Genomic DNA, 17,802 nt, shown 5'->3' on the forward strand with positions numbered 1-17,802 from the left:
ATGTTCAGAGGTTACTCCGGGAGAGGCTTGAAGCTTTCTACCAATCGATCCCAGAACGCGAGTGCATCTTCATCTGATTTGAAATTAGTGCCTTCCTCGTGCGTGCCTAGCTCAATGGCAATGTAGGGACGCGTGTTGGACTCTAAGGTTCCTTCATACTCGAATTGAAATGCATAGAATCGCTTTCCGTCGATAGATGCGCTGATCGCTACCTCCTCGCCGCTCATATCGCCAATGATTCTCTTTCGTTTGCGTAGCGTATGCATCTGGCCTGAGTTGGCCAGTTCGCTCAGAGCGCTGTCGTATTGCCGGTCATCAAAGCGCTGTAAAAGAGTGGGTTCTTTTTCCAGAATACCTTTGGTAAGAAGGCTTATGTAGGTGCCAGAATGCCCTGGAATCTGGGCGCCCATGTAGATGGACTCAAAAAATTTGTCATTGGGTAGTGTCGTATAGCCGGCTTCAATGGCAAAGCCTCCTGGCGGAGGGGCGTCGCTTGGGCGCCTGAAGTAAATAGCATTGCTTAGCATGCGCATTTTCTCAATACCGCCGGGCACGCTCTTTTCGGTTAACGTTTTTGCCATCAGGTGATAAAGCGTATTTTTACTGGTGAGCAAAAAGACATTGAACGTGTAAAAGTCGCCCAGTCGAGACAGCAGTAGTACACTACCATTGTCAAGTGGTATTGTTTTTTCGTAGCGACTGCTAGTGCCTCGAGCAATGCCTTTTTTTAATTCTTCGGTTTTTTCGGTCACCTGGCTTGCGAGATCAGCACGCCCATTCTTGCTGATTAGTTCAAGCTTTTCATTAAAAAGTTTGTAGTCTGCTGATACTTCCGAGTTTTTCGGCAGTGAAATTGCAAAGCGACCAAAGTAGTGAGGGGTCCAATTGATTTCATTCATTGCATTGCCTTTTGTAGTGGCTGCTGCCGAAGCGGTGCTATGGAATACCCAAAGGATGGACAACATAAAAAAAGTGCGGTGTACATTGCGCATTTATTGCTCCCCAATCCGCTGTCAGCCGATTTGCGACGAAAGGCGAACAAGGCTGTACAGCGTTGCATAACGAGTGCGCCCAGCCTTGTCAGTATAGGCATCTTGGTGGCCGTAACATCAAGCTTTCACGCGGCTGGCTGTGAGCCAGATAATCGACACTGCGCCAGTTGAGCTTGCCGCTGAGCAGCTGCGAACCGCTGCTCCACTGGGTGATGCCGTCCTGCTTCTGGGTCACGCTCTGGGTGTGGAACGGTAGGCTCTGCGGGGCGAGGGCGGGCAGGGTGTCCAATCCAGGTTCGGGCTTTCGTATTACCTGCGTGTCGAAAATGACATGAATCCCTGGTATTGTGGAAATGGGTAGGCCTATTGAGACTTGCTCAGGATACTTGTCGGAAGGAAGGGTCATATAACCCGCATCTATAGCGAAAGTACCTTCGGGAGGATTTGAATTTGGGTGGCGGTAATGGATCATTGAATTTAAGTCTTTCGCGAGTCCAACGGCTTTATCGAAAGCATCTATTGAAATAGATTCTACAGTTTGGCGATAGAGAGTATTGCTGGGGGTTAGATAGTATATGTCAAAATCATAATTTATTGATTTGGATACTACAATAATGCCTCCGCCATCTAGCGGAATTTTCTGGTCAAATGCTTTGTATCCCGTTTTATGGAGTGTATTGATTTCAGCAATGGATTCGTCAACTTTTATATTGATGTCTCGCTTTCCATTTTTGCTTATGAATTGTAGGTCTTTCTGGATTATTTTATATGACGTCCAGATGCCTGACCCATCTGTAGGGGCCGAGATAGAGTAGCGGCCAAAGTAAAAAGTATTTGATTGAGTGTTCATGCCTAGTGTCCCGCTCTCGGCAGTGGATGAGAAAAATATTGCGACAACACTAAAGATTTTTAATGTGCGCGTTAAGTTTTGGTAAATATCAAAGTTCACTATGGGTGGAGAGCCTCACTATGCTGTATAACGTGGCGTATAGCGTCCGTCCGTCCGTCCGTCCGGATCGTTATAGGCATTCTGGTGCTCGTAGTCAGTAGTCCGCTTATAGCCGCCAGTGCTCATTCGTTAATCTTTAAGCTTGCAAAAAGGTTCTGGATAGTTCAGGAGCGTTCCAAGGACGCAACAATGTTGTCCCAAAAAAGAAGGGCCTCTTCGTCACTTTTGAACCCCGGACCGCCTTCTACAGTACTCAATTCCAAAACTGTATAAGACTCTAGGCTGGACTCCGGTGTACCGGGATACTCCAATCGAAACGAATACAATATTTTGCCATCGGCAGTCGATTTAAGCAGCACTTCTTCGAATTGAAGGCCGCTAACGGTTTTTTTTGATTTTCGAATCAGCGTTGTTCGTGAGAGAACACTGCTCAGGAGAGGTGTGATTACGCCCGATTGTCTTTTTTCGTATCGTGAAATGAGTCCTTCTTCAGGTGCGCCGATCACTTGCGTGTCAAATGTCAAGCGGATTCCGGGCTTGGATGTGACAGGTAAACCTATAGACACTTGTTCAGGGAATTTATCCAGCGGGAAGTTCATGTAGCCGGCTTCTATAGAGAAAGTGCCAGCCGGTGGTTTTGCAGCAGGGGCTCGGAAATGAATGCTGGCGTTTAGTTCAATCACAACCGACATGGCTTTCTTGTACGAGTCAAGATCAATAAATTCTACTCGCTGCTTGTATAAGGTATTCTTATCGGTGAGATAAAATATATCAAAGGTATAATCTGTAGACTTTGAAACAACGACAGCTCCACCGCCATCCAGCTTTACTGTTTCGGCATAGGCCGGGTATCCAGATTCGTGAAGTTTATTTATTTCGCTGATGGTGCTACTTATTCTTTTGTCAAGTTCGTGCTTGCCATTTTTGCTGATTAATTCGATTTTCTTTTCGCCGATTTTATAAGCTGACCATACATTAGGGTTTGTACTTGGTGCTTCAAAGCTAAATCGTCCAAAGTAAAATCTCGTGTTTGTTTCGGGCATTGAGTGTGCTCCTGTACTAAATACAAAAACTAGTAGGGTGGCTAAAATTAGAACTGGTTTGAAATGGGGTTGGCGCTTACAATTTGATTTGTACATTTTTTGATATTCTCACTATGCTATACAAAGTGGCATAAAGAGTTCGGCCATCTGGATCGTTGTAAGCACTTTGGTGATCGTAGCCGGGCGAGTTGTTGTAGATGCCAGTTTTACAGACGTCCGGGTGTAAAGTTGAGTTTTTCCCATGGGCGAAAGCAGCTTTAACTTGAGGGAAGTCTCTTGAGCTCGCAGATGAGACAACAGGAACTGTTCCATCGCCTGGTGATATTTTTGGGGCGAAACTAAACTTGAATCTTGCGTCCAGTTCAATGTTGCCCGAATGATCATCGCTTGTGATCTTGAAAGATTCTATATCACCCCATCCAATCCAGTCAGAGCACCACACTATTTCATTCCAAGTTACGAGTTTTTGAACGGTTGCATCGGCTGCATAGTGTACGTAAGTGTCTTCGTGATAAGCCTCCGCAATCGCTCCATGAAAAACCTTCACAAGATCAATGTTTTTTTCAAATATTTTTCTTTTGGAAGATGGGGCGCCCCAAATGTTTGGTTTTCTTGTTTTGTAGAACTCATTTGGATCAATGAGTTTCTCATTTTCCTTTGGTATGAGACCCCACCATTTATCAGATTTGTAAATTTCACTATACGGATCCGCGCAAGTTGGAAGTGCTATCAGGTCTTTAGCTGGTTCGTGTTTTTTTCTCGCGAATAGCCACTTCCCTTTTTTGTTGTATACGGCGCTAGGCAGCAGCTCGAGCCCTCCACGGGAATAAGCAAGTACAGCCGTAGTTTCTGCCGCTGTCGGCCCGAGAATTTGGCTAGCAATCGCACCTTCGAACCCATCGCCTTCGAAGCCAGCACGGATCCGTCGATAAGCTGCTGGCGCTCCCGTGGCGGGCATCGCACCGTGTACTATTCCATAAATTTTAGAGTATTTATGGGCTCCTACCATGGCGCGAGCAACCAGTCCCCCCATTGAGTGGGTGACAATGATAACTCCCTCCGCGTTGGAGTAGCTAGGTAATACAGTATTGTCTATGAAGTCCATTATATTTTTTGCTGAATCAATGTTTGACTGCAGCCAGTTGTATCCTGCAGCCCAAACTTCGTAGCGTATTTCAGCTGCGTGGTCCATGCCCTCGGCCTTCAGAAGGCTATTGAGACATGGGTTATTACTCCAGTCGCCCCAGTAGGCAGGGGTCGTGTTACTATACTTTTCCCACCAGCCTTCTAACTTACCATCTCTCCTGATGGAGTTCATTTCATTCTGCATTTGCACCATAATTGGATGGTAAGCAGAACGCATTATTCCACCCCATCCTCTCCGCTTCAGTTCCTCTTTACTGATTGGAGTTAATAAGCCGTCACTGCCAATAGGGCCATCCTGATAAACAGTAATGACTCCATCGCTAGCGTCCAAGTCATTTTGCCTGTCTTTAGCGGTACTGAAAAAAGCGGCAATAGCCGTTCCAAGCGCACTGAGCTTTAAAAAAATTGCAGGTGGGTGTTCTGCGGCGTGGCGGTAGCGATGTCGGCCGGGGAGGAAGCGATCAGCAGTGGCTTCTGGTATCCCGGCGTCTTGCCGCGGCCGCCGCTGCGGATCGCCCAGGCCGTGTCGCCGCCGTTGCGTTGCTGTTCGCTCGGGCCCTGGCTCGGGCTGCTGTTGTCGTTGCCGTAGGTCACGTCGGTGTCGGCCGGGCGCACGGTCTTGAACAGTGGTGCCAGGCTGCCAGGCGCTTCGCGGCGCTGCTGGGCCATGGGCAGGTTGCTTTCGGCAAAGAACTGCACCTCGATCAGCAGGAACTGCCGGGCCTCGGCGGCCTTGCGTTCGTACAGCGGGTGCTGGGTCAGTTCGAACCAGCGACCGGCCTGCAATTGGCGCACGCCACCCTGGCCGTGGACGCGGCGGGCCTGGGATTCGTGCTGTTCGATCTGCACGCGGCTGAGCCAGTCGCCGCGCTCCTGTTTCTGCCAGTTGTACTGGCCCTGGTATTCGTAACGCTCCAGGGCGGCAGGCGCGGAGGCGGCCTGCAAGGCCGGCATCACGCTTTCACGCGGCTGGCTGTGAGCCAGGTAATCGACGCTGCGCCAGTTGAGCTTGCCGCTGAGCAGTTGCGAGCCGGTGCTCCACTGGGTGATGCCGTCCTGCTTCTGGGTCACGCTCTGGGTGTGGAACGGCACTTGTTGCGGGGCGAGCGCGGGCAGGGTGTCGACGCTGTCGGTGAAGACGATGCAGTGGCTGTCGGCCTTGTGCTCGACGTACCAGAAAATGCCTTCGAGCTCGCACCAGCGCTGGACGAAGTTGGCATCGGTCTCGTTGAACTGGGTGACGTAGGACAGCGGTGCGTATTCGCGGCGCAGGTCGAGGCGGTAGTTGCCCTTGGCCTGCTCGTACTGGGCGAACACGGACTCGAGAATGGCGGGCAGGGCCTTGTCCTGCCAGATGCGGCAGTCGCTGCGGTATTCGAGCAGGCTGAACCAGGGCGCGAACACCAGTTGCCAGTCGTGCAGGCCGCCGTCGCTACCGAGGTAACGTACGCTCTCGACCAGGCCGTGGCGTTGGGCCTGGCTGCCGTCGTCGCAGAGCAGGGCGAGGCTGACGGGCTGGCCGATGAGTTTTTCCGGGTCGTACTCGGTGTCCTGCACCAGCACGTCGAGGGTGTAGCGCGGGGTACGGCCGATGCGTTCGACGCCATGGGCGCGCAGGGCCTGCAGCTGATCGGCACCCAACGGGGTGGTCAGCTGAAGCAGGCGGCCGCTCTGCGAGAGCGGGGTGCCGAAGGTCAGGTCCATGACAAGGGGTCTCCTGAGTGGGGCTGATCGGGTGGTTATTCCAGGGCCTTGATGGGCGGGTCCTGGTAGTCCTCATCGATGGCGATGCCCATTTTTTTCAGGCGTGCTTCGGTTTGGGCGCGTTCCTGGGCCATGCGTTTGAGTTCGGCGGGGAGGAGGGTGGTCCATTTTTCTCGTGCTTCATCATCTACGAAGCCCTTGTAAAACTCAGATTCGGTCCTGAAGGTCAGGGTGAACAAATAAGACCCAAGAGTTTTCTCTTCACCAGCACTATTCTCCCTCTGCACGCGAAGAAGTACATAAACATCGTCTTTATTGAAGTACCAGCTGCTGAACGTTGGAAGTGACAGCCATTCTTCTTTCTTGAGCTTAAGTGCAGGGTCCTTCCAAGGCCCTGTGCTCACTGGAGTACCAAGGACCATGTCCGGGTCATCAAATTTGTCCGCTTGAGTGCCAGGGATGCGCGCTTCGTCAGGCAGGATGTACCTTTTCCATCCTGCAGCGTGCAACTTATCCAGCAGGGTGTAAAAATAATCAATGGCCTGCTCGTGCCGAACGTTCGATGGCACACCGCCCAACGTTATATAAGCATGATTCAGCTGATCGCTTTTGTAAGTGCTCAGGGTTGCACTGATGACATCATCGAGAATCAAGGGGGCTGAAGCTGAAGAAATTGTAACTGTTGCTTTGTTAGGGCTGCTTGATGGGATGTCGAACTGATACATGCACAGTGTGCTGTTGCAGTCTTTGCTCAGGGGGGCACTTGATGAGTCAAAAATTTTCTGTACGGACTCGTTCATTCTGAAGTTGATGGTTGGTCTTGTTGTTTTCATGTCGTTGTCTCCGCACCCGGAAAGCGCCAGGCAAATTAGTATATGAATAAACTTACGCATTGTCGCACCAGGTTGATATGGTTTTTATGATGCTTTCCGTTTGCTCTTTTTCGTTAAGCATGAGGTAGTGGTAAGTGTTTGCGATGCTGCCATTGGGCGTGATACTTCATGGCTTCAGTGTGCTCGGCGTCCGGTTTCACACCGCCTAACGTTACGTTGGCGCTAGTCACAATATCGCTTTCAAATGTAGTTAGCTTTGTGCTGACTACGTCGTCAAACTTTAAGCTGCCAGCGTCAGAAACAATTTCCAGGTCCGCTCGAAGGGGCTCGCTGAAGGTCAACGAGTACTCGTACATGCAAAGCCGCAGCATGCACTCCTTCTGAAACTGCACAGATGAACCCGAAAAGGCATTCTCGACAGGCGCGTCCAGTTCAAACCGTATGGAGGGCTTTTCCACATTCGTGTTCGCGTCCCCACACCCGGCAAGCGCCAGGAAAAACGCACAACTGGCGTACTTGATCATCAAACGCCCTCGCTCGGCCGCTGCTCGGCAACCGCCGCCTGCAACGGCCCCAGCAACCAGCCTTGGGTCTGTGCCGATGCATGGCGATCCAGCACCAGCACAGCACCTTCCAGGCTGTTGGCCGCCTGCAACGCCAGCGCCAGCGCACTCATTTCGCTGATGCCCGGCGCGTATTCACCCGCGAGCAGGGCATGGCCAATCACGTGTTGCTGCATGTCGCAGTCGGGCAGGTGGGTGTCGAGCAACTGGTACAGGTGCTCCAGGCGGTTGTCGTCGTGGTGGCCGTCAGTAACCAGGCCTTTCACATCGGTCAAGGCAATGCCGGCCTGTTCGCACAGCTGCTCGCTCACCTGCTCCAGGCCGCCGCAGCCTTTGCGCGACAGCTGCGCCCGTGGCCCATGGTCGTGGCTCACCGCAGCTCGCAATTGCCAGCGCGCATTGCCCTCGGGGTTGGCCAGGTCGATGCGTTGCAGGTTGAGCACGGCAATCGCTTCACCGGCCATGCGCTCGCCTTTAACGCTACCGGCGCGGTCCACCGTGACCCAGCTGTCGATGCCTATACACAGCAGATTGGCGGCTTCCAGCTCGTTGCATTGGGCCCAGGGCAACCAGGTGGCGAACGTCTGCTCGGGGGCGCTAAAGCCGTGGCCGGGCAAGTAGTCGAACGGCCAAGCTTCGAGCAGCGCATCCAGCCAGGGGTCGGCGTCTATGCCGGAGGGGGCGAACACCACCACCTGGGTCTGGTCCCAGTCCAGGCTGCCGGCGAAGTCGTGCCACTGGCCAAGCATGGCGTGCAACAACTGCAGGGCCCTGGGCAAGATCCTGACTTCGGCACGCGCGCTGCCTGCGCGAATGCGCCGCACGGTGTGGCGATGACCGGCCGGGGTTACCAGCCGCGGATCGTGCTCGAAGTCGGCGTTGACCTTGCCCAGCGCCTTGCCTGCCTTGGCCTCGGCCGGGGTCAGATTGGGCAGCCACAGCCAGGCATCACTGACGCCGATGCGGGTGGTGTCGTACTCGGCGCGCGGGCGTGGCGGTGGCGCCAGGCGCTGCGCCTGCTCGCGGCGTTCGCCGATCACGTCCCACAACGAGCGATGGCCCTGGGCGAAGGGTTTCAACATGCTGGCAGTCCTTACAGTATTCCGGTGTCGCTGTTGGTGGCGATCAGGCTGGAGCCGCAGGCGGTCTTGTCGCCATGGCGGGCTACCGGCATGCCGTCGACCAAGGTGGTGGTGTCGCCGCTGGCGATCACGCAGGCACCGTGCAGGCACATCACCTTGTCTCCGAGCCTGGCCACGGCACGGCCGTTGACCAGGGTCGAGGAGGAGGCCTGCACGACCATGCCGCCGCGGTCGGTGGGGTCGTTCAAGAGAATGATGGGGCGCATGTCGAAACTCCTTTTCAGCCGGCTAGGACCACAAATCAGTCACGAGGTTGCAAAGTGCCAAGTACATCGCGAATACCGTCGACCACGCTGCTGTCCTTGATCACATCGTTGAGCCAGGATTCCAGCGGCATGTTGCCCCACTTGATGGCGCGTTCCACCAGGTACGGCACCGGGCTGTGCGGCTCGGTCTGCTTGAAGAACTGCGCCACGCCCTGGAGCAAGGTGAAGGCTTCTTCACGGTTCAGCGGCACGGTTCGCAACGGCGCATTGTCGCCACGCTGTGCAGCGGCCGGGAGCGTCCCCGCTGCTGCCGGCCGTTCGGGCTGCGCGGTCTCTTCGGCCGACGCCCCTGGTGCTTGTGCCAGCTCCACACCGCGCTCCTTGAGCAGGCGTTCGACCAGTTGCCGAGCGTGCACCAGTACATCGTTGAGGGCGAGAAAACTCGGCGCGTCATGACCGAATGCGGCATCGGCGGTGGCTTGCAGCTGTTGGCAGGCAGCCAGGCACTCACTGATCTGCGCGTACCTGGTGTGCAGGTGCTCGGTGTCGGTCAGTACCACCGAACGCTGGAACAGTTCGGCGTTGATCTTGCCTTCTTCCAGGGCCTGGTGCATGGCCGACGGGTTTTGCCGGGCCAGGTTCTCGACCTGACGCGACTCTTCATACTTGAGCAGGCTATAGCCTTGCCCTTGGGTGATCGGCAAGGTGCGGACCACCTCGGTCAGCGTGGTGGTCAGCCATGCCAGACGGGTAGCACGCTCGTCCACGCCCTCGTCGAGGGAGGGGTAGAGCGTGTCCCAGAAATCTTCCAGCAGCGCTTGCGCCACCGCCAGGGAAAAACGGATGCCCGGAAACTGCTTCCTGTGGGCCAGGCCTTCACTCAGCCAGGCCACCAGCATCAGGTCCTTGCTTTGCTCGGTGAGGCCGGTGGCTGCCAGCTGAATCACCTGCTCCCAGTCGGCCTGCTTGAGGTCTGTCTGCCAGTCGCCCTGGGTCAAGTATTCAGGATCGGCGCGGCGCGCTTCCTTGATCTGATCGAACAGGCTGGAAAAACTCAGGTCCTCGCCGGCGCCACCGTCAATCGGGGTACGCAGGGCAGACAGCGAAAGGTCGTCAAGAATGTCGTGCATGGACGGCTCTGTGTGCAAAGGTGAAAGGAAGGTCACCGTGCCCTTGCAGGCACGGGACCCTCTGGCGAGCTGGCCGTTATCGGCGCCAGCTCAGGTCAGGCTCAGGAGTAGACCTTGTTCAGCGAACGGTCCCAACCGCCAGTGACCTTGCCGCCACCCGCGCCATCGGAACGCTTCTGCTGGGTGTAGGTGGTCTTGATGCGCGAGAAGTTGAACTTGATCTCTTCCATCGGCAGGTCGCTTTCGGCCTTGGCTTCGCCATCCAGCGGCAGGTTGCCGAGGAAGTTGACCGAGGAGATCACGACTTCTTCCAGGGTGATGGTCAGGTAGGTCACCTTGTCACCACCGGCACGGTTCACGTTCAGCACCACTTCCTTGATGTGCTGGCCTTTGCAGCACGCTTCGAAGGCCTTGGCAGAGGCTTTGTCGACGTACTTGCGGATGGTGAAGTCGCTCAGATTGACACGTTCGGACGAAGCGCCACCGGAGGAGCTGGCGGTCGCCGAGGTCGCCTGGGTAGCGCCATACTGGTAGCCCAGTACTTCGATCCAGTCCTTGTGCTTGTCATCCAGAGCTTCGCCTGGGATGCCGTCAATCTTGAGGTAAGCGTCAAATGCCATTTTTACTTTTCTCCATAGGTATAAAGGGCTTCCTTGATCCAGTACTTGGACCTGCCCTGAGTGTGACCCCTGCGGAGCAGCCGCAGGCGTCGTGTTGAGACCGTGCATTAATCAAGTGCCCGGACCTCGATCTCGACGCGCCTGTTGGGTTCCAGGCACTGAATCAGTTCGGCGCGCGGCGCTTGCATGTTGCAGCGCACCAGGGGTTTGTTGCTGCCTTCGCCCACCGCATCGACCAGTTCTGCCGGCAGGCCCTTGCCCACCAGGTAGGTCTTGATGGTTTGCGCACGTTGCCGCGAAACCTGCAGGTTGCTCTGCCGGTCGCCGAGCTGGTCGGCATGGCCGGTGATCACGATCTTGCCGACGTTGGGGGTGTTCAGCAGTTTGTTGGCGATGCTGCTTAGCTGACGCTGGCCGGCGGCTTCCAGGCTCTGGAAGTCGGCGCGGCCGAAGGCGAACAGGGTGTCGGACTCCAGCGTGATGGTCTCGATGGCGCGCAGCGAGCGGGTCAGCAGGCTGTTGATGTAGTTGCGCGAGCTGGACACCAGGAACGCGTTGTTGAGGATGCGCGGCACATCTTCTTCGTGGATCTGGTCGCTGTAGAAGGCGATCTGGCGCCCGGCGAACTGGTAGTCCTCACCCTCTCCGAAGTCTTGTGCCGACTGCCCGGCCGGGCGCGGCACCTGCTTGGAGATGGCCGGGTACCAGAAATCCGGGATGCGCGCCTTGAGCACCGCCGGCTGGGCTTGCTCACGCTGTGCCTTGGACAGCATCAGGTAGGTGTCCAGGGTGGTCTGGCCGAAGGTCGCCACCGACTGCGCACGGTTGTCCACCGGCAGGGCCCGTGGCTCGACGCTGTCGATACCGCTGACGGTCTCCAGGCGCGAGGCGTTGCGCTGGTAGATCTTGATGCTGCTGAGCAGGTATAGCGAACGGGTCAGGTTGTCGGCCGTGGGCTTGAGCATGACCTTTTCCAGCTGTGCGAAGTACGCCTGGCGCACGAACGGCTCGATGTCGTGGCCGCTGTACAGGCCCATGCGCATGCTCAGCGGTACGCCTTCGCCATGGTGGCGGGCATACAGCTCGGCGGCAGCCTGGCGCAACTGGTCCAGGCTGTGCCAGGCGGTGTACTGCTGGCGGGCGGCGGCATCCTGCTGGCGGGCGCTGTCGAGGTTGGCCGCCACGGCTTGGATCGCCGCCTTGTTGTTGCTGTACGACCAGCCCCAGGCCAGGCACAGCAGCAGGCCGGCCAGGCTCGCCGCGCCGACCCAGCCGGCCTTGCGGCGGTGTTCGCGGCGGTTGCTGGTGTACAGCGCCACCAGATGCTGGTCGGGGATGATCACCTTGCGGAACAGGCTGGCGATGAACAACGGCTCGGCCTGGCTGATTGCCGCAGCGTCCTTGCTCGGCGCCGCCAGGGCGAAACGCTCGCGGACCTCGCTGGCATAGCGGCCATGGGCCGGTTCGTCGGCATCCAGGGCGCTGGTGAAATAGAAACCACGCAGCAGCTCGGCACCCTGGTACGGGTTGGCCCGCAGCAGATCGGCAACGAAGGTGTTGAGCAGCGGCTTGAGCGCCGCCAGCTCCAGCGGCAAGCGGTAGGCGGCCGGATCGCGACGGGTCAGCTGGATGTCCTGCTGCAGCAGTTGCTGGTCGGCCAGCGCCTGCCAGTGCCCGACCAGCTCGTTCATGGCGGTGGCAAAGCGTGTGCTCCAGTCGGACTGTTCGAAGCCCTCGTGGCTGAAGGTCTTGCCCATCACTTCGTCCCGCGAGTGGGCGTCCAGCTGGTGGTAGAAGTGGGTGAAGCCCGGCAACAGGTCGCACTTGGTGAACACCAGATAGATCGGCAGGCGCAGTTCCAGCAGCTCATGGGCTTCCTGGATGCGTTCGCGCAGGCGTTTGGCCAGGCGCTCGCGGCCATCGGCTCCGGCGTGCAGGATGTCTTCGATGCTGACCGCGACGATCAGGCCGTTCAACGGGCGGCGTTGGCGGTGCTGGCGCAGCAGGCCGAGGAAGGCGCGCCACTTGCCGGCTTCTTCCTGGTTGTCCATGTAGCGGCCGGCCGTGTCGAGCAGCACCGCCTCGGAGCTAAAGAACCAGTCGCAGTTGCGTGTGCCGCCGAGGCCAGCGACCCGTGCGCCTTCACGCTCGGCGTAAGGGAAGGTGAGGCCGGACTGGTAGAGCATGGTGCTCTTGCCCGAAGCCGGCTGGCCGATCACCAGGTACCAGGGCAGGGCATACAGCGCATCCTTGTTGGCACCGCCTTTGCTGCTGCCTTGCAGGCGCTCGATGCTCTGCAGCAGGCGCTCGCGCAGCAGGCTGACTTCTTCGCGGTCCTGCGGGTTGGCGTTGAGCACCGCCTGGTCGGCGTCCTCGCGCAGCAGCGCCTGCAGGTCATGGTGCTGCGATACGCCGCGGTACATCAGCAATACATACAGGGCAGACAGCAGCACGAACACGCCGATGCCGGCCAGCAGGCTGGAGAGCGAGGCAAAGCCCAGCGCGATGCCGGCCGCCCAGACCAGGAAGATGGCCAGGAAAAACACCACGCCGAGCACGTACGGCTGATATTTGAAGAAGTAGTACTTGAGCCTGTTCATCAATACTGTTCGTCCCGCGCGCTGGCGAAGCGCTCTATGAAATCGTTCAGGGCCAGGTCATCGGCTGGCAGCGCCAGGGGGCTGCCGGTCGATGGGTACGGCAAAGGGTCCAGCAGGTCATGCCGCTCGCTGCTGTCGGCAATGCCGGTCAGCAGCCGGTAGATCTCGTCACTGCCACGGGAGGCGAAGCACAGCAGCCCGGGACGCATGAAGTTGTCCACCAGCACGCTGACGTCGGGCATGCCGGCACTGCCGCGCAGGCGCGACAGCAGCGTGCACCAAAGGTCGGCCATGGGGCGCTTGAGGCCGCTCTGGGCCGGTAGCGGCAGGCAGATTGGCGCTGTGTGCGCTTGCTGCAGGGCGGCGCGCAGGCGATACAGGCTGGCCATGCCGGCCTGGGTGTCGAACTCCGGGTAGCTGTGGCGCAGCGGCCGGGCGACATCGCGCAGGTTGAAGTCGTGAAGAAACTTCTCGTGCACCCGGCGATACAGGTCCAGGTCCTGGGCGGTCCAGCCGCGCATGGCCTTGATCCGCTCGAACAGTTCGGTCATGTCGGCGCCCTGGGCGGCCTGCATGAGCAACGGCTTGATCTGCCCGGCGAACAGCTCGCAGAGGATGTGCGGGCTGACGAAGCGCGCATCGTGGTCCATGCGGATGCTCTGGAACACCATGAACGGGTAGCGCCGGCCACTGGTATCGCGCGAACTGATGAAGCCGCCGAGCAGCCACTGCCCGGCGCGGCTGCGGTAGCAGAAGAAGCACACCGGCAAGGCATCGAAACGCTCGCGCCAGTCGGCCTGCGCCTGCATGCGGCCAAGGCCGTTCTGCAGCCACAGGTCGAATTCGCATACCTCTGGCAAGGCGCCGTTGAGGCTGACGAAGTCGGCGCTGGCCGGGACTTTGCCGAAACATCCGATCATTGGCCGGGCGCCCCTGTCAGGGTGAGGGTCAGCATCAGTTCACCCGTGCGCTGTCGTTGAGCACGCTGAGTGCCTTGACCTGGGCCAGGTCGGTCATCTTCACGCCGCCATAGTTGCGCACCACCAGGCTCACTGGGCCGGCCACCGACTGCCAGGTGAAGCGCTGCTGCACGGTGTCCAGGTCGCTGACCCGGGCACTGTCGTTCATCTTCAGCAGGCCCCAGCGGCCGGGGTAGTCGAACACGGTGATGCGCTGGCCTTCCAGGGTGACCACTTCCAGGCGTGCGCCCGGGGCGTTGTTGCTGCCTGGCCAGGCGAAGCGGTTCCAGCTGGTGCGGCCGTTGCGGTAGTGCTGCTCCTGGCCGTCGAGGGTGAAGATGATGTCGGTGTAGCGCGCAGAGGGTTCGAGCATGATCTCGAAGCCGTTCTCGCGGTCCGAGAGGCTGGCGATCACCTGGCCAACCGAGCTGGCCTTGTCGATGCTGTCGACCATTTTCGTGTTCACCAGTGGGCTGGTGCTGTTGCCAGTGCCCATGCCCAGGCCTTCGCCACCGGCGAGGTTGCCGATTTCATTGCGCTTGAAAGCCGGCAGGAGGCCGCTTTCGGGGTCGACGAAACGCTGCAGGTCCTTGACCGAGGCTTCGTTGTTGCTGTCGGCGACGATCGGGTAGCGGTGCGCCATGACCTGCTGCCACGGGCGTGCCACGTCCTGTGCCCAGGCTTTGGCGATCTGTTGCCCGGCCGGGTCGCGCAAGGTTTCCCAGGTGTACTGCAGCGGCGAATTGAACAAGCGCAGCAGGGCGCCGGACAGCTTGCCGGCCGACGTGTCGACGCTGGTCTCGACGTAATTGCGCACCAGGGTAACTTCCGACGGCTGGCCCTCGAGGGTTTCGCTGATCAGCAGCTTGCTGTTCTTGCCAACGTCCTGCGAGCGCTGGATGTTGCTCAGGCGCACCTTGAGTTTGCGCAGTGCGGCCAGGTAGCGGTCCATCACGGTGCTGTCGGCACCTTCGGCATTCTGCGCGGCGAACAGCCGCGAGACCGGTTCAAAGCGCTTGGCCAGGCTGCCGTCATCGACGCGCGGCAGTTGCGCGACTACGTTCTCCACCGCGGCGCCCTGGCTGCTGAAGGCGCCCTTGATGCTGCTCCAGAAGCTGTCTTCAGCCGCGCCGGCTGGGGAGGCGGATGCTTGCTTGGGCAGGTCCCAGTCGGTGTTGTGGTTGACGGCAGCCAGCAGGCTCTTGACCGGTGAGTTCTGCACGTCGCTGAGCACTGCCAGGCGCTCGTTGGCGTTGGCCATGTCGGTGAAGTGACGCACGCCAACACCTTCGAGCAGGTTGAACCAGGCTTCGGCGTAGTCGGCTTTGTAGCGGGCCAGCAACTCGCGCATGAAGTTGGCTTTCTGCACCAGGCCATTGCCGCCTTCGCCGTCGAGCACCCAGTCGCTGTCGTTGCGCAAGTCGCCCGAGAGCAGCTTGATCAGCTCTGGCTGCACAAACTCTTCCCAGCCCTGGCGGGTGTAGAAGGCCGGCACGGCTTCGGCGGAGAACAGCTGGTTGCGGCTGGTGGCCGGGACCATGTCGGCCAGGGTCAGGTTCGGGTACTGGCGGCCGGATTCCAGTTGCAGGCGCAGATACTCACGATCGACCAGGGAGCTGGCGATCATGAACGAACGCAGGCTCTGGCGGGCATCGCTGATCAGTTGCTCGTTGCGGCGCAGTGCCGGTGCCGTGCCTTGCTGCAGGTAGCGCACGTACAGGGCGCTGTTGGCCTCGACCAGCGCCGGCTCGACGTCATGGCCCTGGGCCTGGGCGGCCTGAGCCCAGGCGCGGGGCAGTTCGGCGGAGACGAAGTCGGCGTCCGGGTGCTCTTGCGGGCGGGTCAGGATCAGGTACAGCTTCAGCGCGCTGTAGGCTTCGATCACCGACGCCACCTGCTGCTCGCTGAGGCGTCCGAGGCTGTCCTCGGACAGCGACAGGCCGGCGGTCAGGGCGGTGTCTTCGGACGGGTCGGCGCTGGACACCGAGCGGGCCTTTTCATGCAGCGCATCGAGTGCGCGGCGGCGGCCAGCCTGGCCAGCTTCGCTGGCAGCGGCCTGCACTTGGCCGGCCAGTTGCGCACCACTGCGTGGAACGTTGGTGGCCAGTGCGGCAGCAGTCGGTGCCTTGAACACTTTGACGCTTTTGCCCGGCGCGGTATCCGCTGCCTGGGCTTTCGCCGCGCGGCGCTTGCTGGTGTCGGCCAGCGGCGTGCGGTCGACGGTTTCGGCGAACTGGTTGAGCGCACGCAGTTGCACTTGCAGCTGCTTGCCGATCGGCTCCAGGGCCTGGGTGCGCAGTTGCTGCAGGTAGGCCTGGCGCAGCGGGCTGAGCAGTTCGGCACCGCTGTACAGGCCGGCGCCCAATGCCAGCGGCACACCCTCGCTGTCGTAGCCTTCGAACTGGCCGAGGTAATGGCGCAACTGTTCCATGGCTTGCCCGGATGCCAGGCGTTCGGCCTGGTCGGGGGCCTGTTCCAGTTCACTCAGCTCGCCACCGATGGTGGCCAGCACCTGGCGGTTGTTGTGGAACGACACGCCTTCCCAGGCCAGCAGGGCAACACCGGCGAGCGCGGCAGCGCCGGCCAGGGCAGGGGTGAGGGCGCGGGTGCGGCCCTGGCGCGAGTAGTACAGGCTCAGGTTGCGGTCGGGGAACACCACCTGGCGGAAGGTTTCGGTAATGAAGAAGCTCTTGTCGCCAATCTTGCTGGCCGGTTTGCTCGAGGCCGGGCGCTCGCTGGGCTGCAGGGCGTAATGCGCGCCCAGGGCCTCTTCGTAGACCGGTGGCAGCTGTTCGTCGGTCTGCAGCGCGCTGGTGAAGTAAACGCCACGTACGATCGGCGGTGTACGACCGTCGGCGGTGCGCTCGAACTGTTCGAGGAAACCACCCAGCACACTCGACAGCTCGGCGAAGTAGCTGGGGAACTGCAGCAGCTCGACGTTGGCGCTGTTGCCGGCGGCGATCACCTGGTGCTCGACATGTTCGCGCAGGCTGCCCAGCAGCTGGGCGAAGCGGGCTTCGGCGACACTGCGCAGGCCTTTGTGGCGCACTTCGGCGAGCGGGAAGGTCATGCCCAGCGGTTGTTGGCGCTGGGCATTGTCCAGCCCTTCGAAGGCCTGGTTGAAGCCTGGCAGCAGGTCGGTCTTGCTGAGCATCAGGTAAAGCGGCGGGTTCACCCCCAGGCACTCGCTGTATTCGTCGATGCGGCTGACCAGGCGCGCCGCCATGGCTTCACGCTCGGCCACGGTGGCGCAGATGATTTCCGGCAGGCTCACCACCAGCACCAGGCCGTTCACCGCAGGCTTGCTGCGCTGCTTGCGCAGTAGTTTGAGAAACGAAGCGAACTCGCTGGCCGAGGCGTCATCGCGCAGGTAGCGGCCAGCGGTGTCGATCAGCACCGCTTCGGGGCTGAAGTACCAGTCGCAGTGCTGGGTGCCGCTGTCGAAGCCGCTGGCCTGGGCCCCGGCGATCGAGGCCGAGAGCCCGGAGCGGGTCAGCAGCGAGGTCTTGCCCGAGGCCGACATGCCGATCACCAGGTACCAGGGCAGGTCGGACAGTGCCGAGGCACCGCCACCACCGGCCGAGCGCGCCGAACGCAACATGGCGATGGCGTGTTTCAGGCGTTCGCGCAACACGTGCTGGTCGCGGAACTCGCCTTCGGCGCCCAGCGAGCGGTCGACTTCCAGCTGCACCAGATTCTCGATGTTCTGCTCGGCGCGAATACGACGGTACTGGCGCAACACGATCAACAACAGGCACACGGCGCTGAACAGCGTCATCGCCACATACACCTGCTCAGGCGTGAACTGCCAGCGCGGCAAGGCGAACCAGCAGGCCAGCAGGCCGATGGCCCAGACCAGTGCCAAGGCAAACCAGAAATTTTTCAAACAGCGCAGTAGTGCTTTCATGTCTTCCT

13 protein-coding genes and 1 pseudogene are annotated in these 17,802 nt (G+C 59.3%); all 14 read right to left on the reverse strand.

Annotated elements, in window-relative coordinates; translation table 11 throughout:
* Positions 1–11: 11 nt before the first annotated feature.
* Entirely contained in the window at positions 12–992 is a 981-nt protein-coding gene (locus ACOKS3_RS14030) for a T6SS immunity protein Tli4 family protein (RefSeq protein ID WP_422764650.1), read from the reverse strand.
* A gap of 88 nt (positions 993–1,080) precedes the next feature.
* On the reverse strand, positions 1,081–1,842 hold the full coding sequence (locus tag ACOKS3_RS14035) for a hypothetical protein (protein ID WP_422764654.1): 762 nt from the start codon (positions 1,840–1,842) through the stop codon (positions 1,081–1,083).
* A 263-nt stretch (positions 1,843–2,105) separates the two neighbouring features.
* A complete protein-coding gene (locus tag ACOKS3_RS14040; protein WP_422764651.1) occupies positions 2,106–2,984 on the reverse strand; it encodes a T6SS immunity protein Tli4 family protein in 879 nt (292 codons plus the stop codon).
* A gap of 76 nt (positions 2,985–3,060) precedes the next feature.
* The gene (locus ACOKS3_RS14045) at positions 3,061–4,461 is read right to left on the reverse strand and encodes an esterase/lipase family protein (protein ID WP_422764652.1); all 1,401 of its coding nucleotides are present in this window, start codon (positions 4,459–4,461) and stop codon (positions 3,061–3,063) included.
* Between the two features lie 245 nt (positions 4,462–4,706).
* Positions 4,707–5,834, reverse strand: a pseudogene (locus ACOKS3_RS14050) (type VI secretion system Vgr family protein); the annotation flags it as partial.
* A gap of 35 nt (positions 5,835–5,869) precedes the next feature.
* Entirely contained in the window at positions 5,870–6,667 is a 798-nt protein-coding gene (locus ACOKS3_RS14055; RefSeq protein ID WP_422763933.1) for a hypothetical protein, read from the reverse strand.
* Between the two features lie 113 nt (positions 6,668–6,780).
* Entirely contained in the window at positions 6,781–7,191 is a 411-nt protein-coding gene (locus tag ACOKS3_RS14060; RefSeq protein WP_422763934.1) for a hypothetical protein, read from the reverse strand.
* Complete coding sequence (locus ACOKS3_RS14065; RefSeq protein ID WP_422763935.1) at positions 7,191–8,312, reverse strand: hypothetical protein; 1,122 nt, start codon at positions 8,310–8,312, stop codon at positions 7,191–7,193. Before ACOKS3_RS14065 ends, ACOKS3_RS14060 begins: the two co-directional genes overlap by 1 nt.
* Before the next feature lie 11 nt (positions 8,313–8,323).
* A complete protein-coding gene (locus ACOKS3_RS14070; protein ID WP_145192806.1) occupies positions 8,324–8,578 on the reverse strand; it encodes a PAAR domain-containing protein in 255 nt (84 codons plus the stop codon).
* Positions 8,579–8,613: 35 nt separating this feature from the next.
* Positions 8,614–9,708: a type VI secretion system protein TssA gene (tssA, locus tag ACOKS3_RS14075; RefSeq protein ID WP_422763936.1), complete on the reverse strand. Its 1,095-nt coding sequence runs from the start codon at positions 9,706–9,708 to the stop codon at positions 8,614–8,616.
* Positions 9,709–9,809: 101 nt separating this feature from the next.
* Entirely contained in the window at positions 9,810–10,328 is a 519-nt protein-coding gene (locus tag ACOKS3_RS14080; protein WP_028687575.1) for an Hcp family type VI secretion system effector, read from the reverse strand.
* Positions 10,329–10,435: 107 nt separating this feature from the next.
* Positions 10,436–12,928 carry a type VI secretion system membrane subunit TssM gene (gene tssM, locus ACOKS3_RS14085; protein ID WP_422763937.1) on the reverse strand — a complete coding sequence of 831 codons (2,493 nt, stop codon included), beginning with the start codon at positions 12,926–12,928 and terminating at the stop codon, positions 10,436–10,438.
* Positions 12,928–13,848: a type VI secretion system-associated protein TagF gene (tagF, locus tag ACOKS3_RS14090; protein ID WP_422763938.1), complete on the reverse strand. Its 921-nt coding sequence runs from the start codon at positions 13,846–13,848 to the stop codon at positions 12,928–12,930. Before tagF ends, tssM begins: the two co-directional genes overlap by 1 nt.
* A gap of 34 nt (positions 13,849–13,882) precedes the next feature.
* Positions 13,883–17,794: a type VI secretion protein IcmF/TssM N-terminal domain-containing protein gene (locus ACOKS3_RS14095; RefSeq protein ID WP_422763939.1), complete on the reverse strand. Its 3,912-nt coding sequence runs from the start codon at positions 17,792–17,794 to the stop codon at positions 13,883–13,885.
* Between the last annotated feature and the right edge of the window lie 8 nt (positions 17,795–17,802).

The sequence above is a fragment of the Pseudomonas sp. HS6-2 genome (assembly GCF_049325675.2).
Taxonomy (GTDB): domain Bacteria; phylum Pseudomonadota; class Gammaproteobacteria; order Pseudomonadales; family Pseudomonadaceae; genus Aquipseudomonas; species Aquipseudomonas putida_N.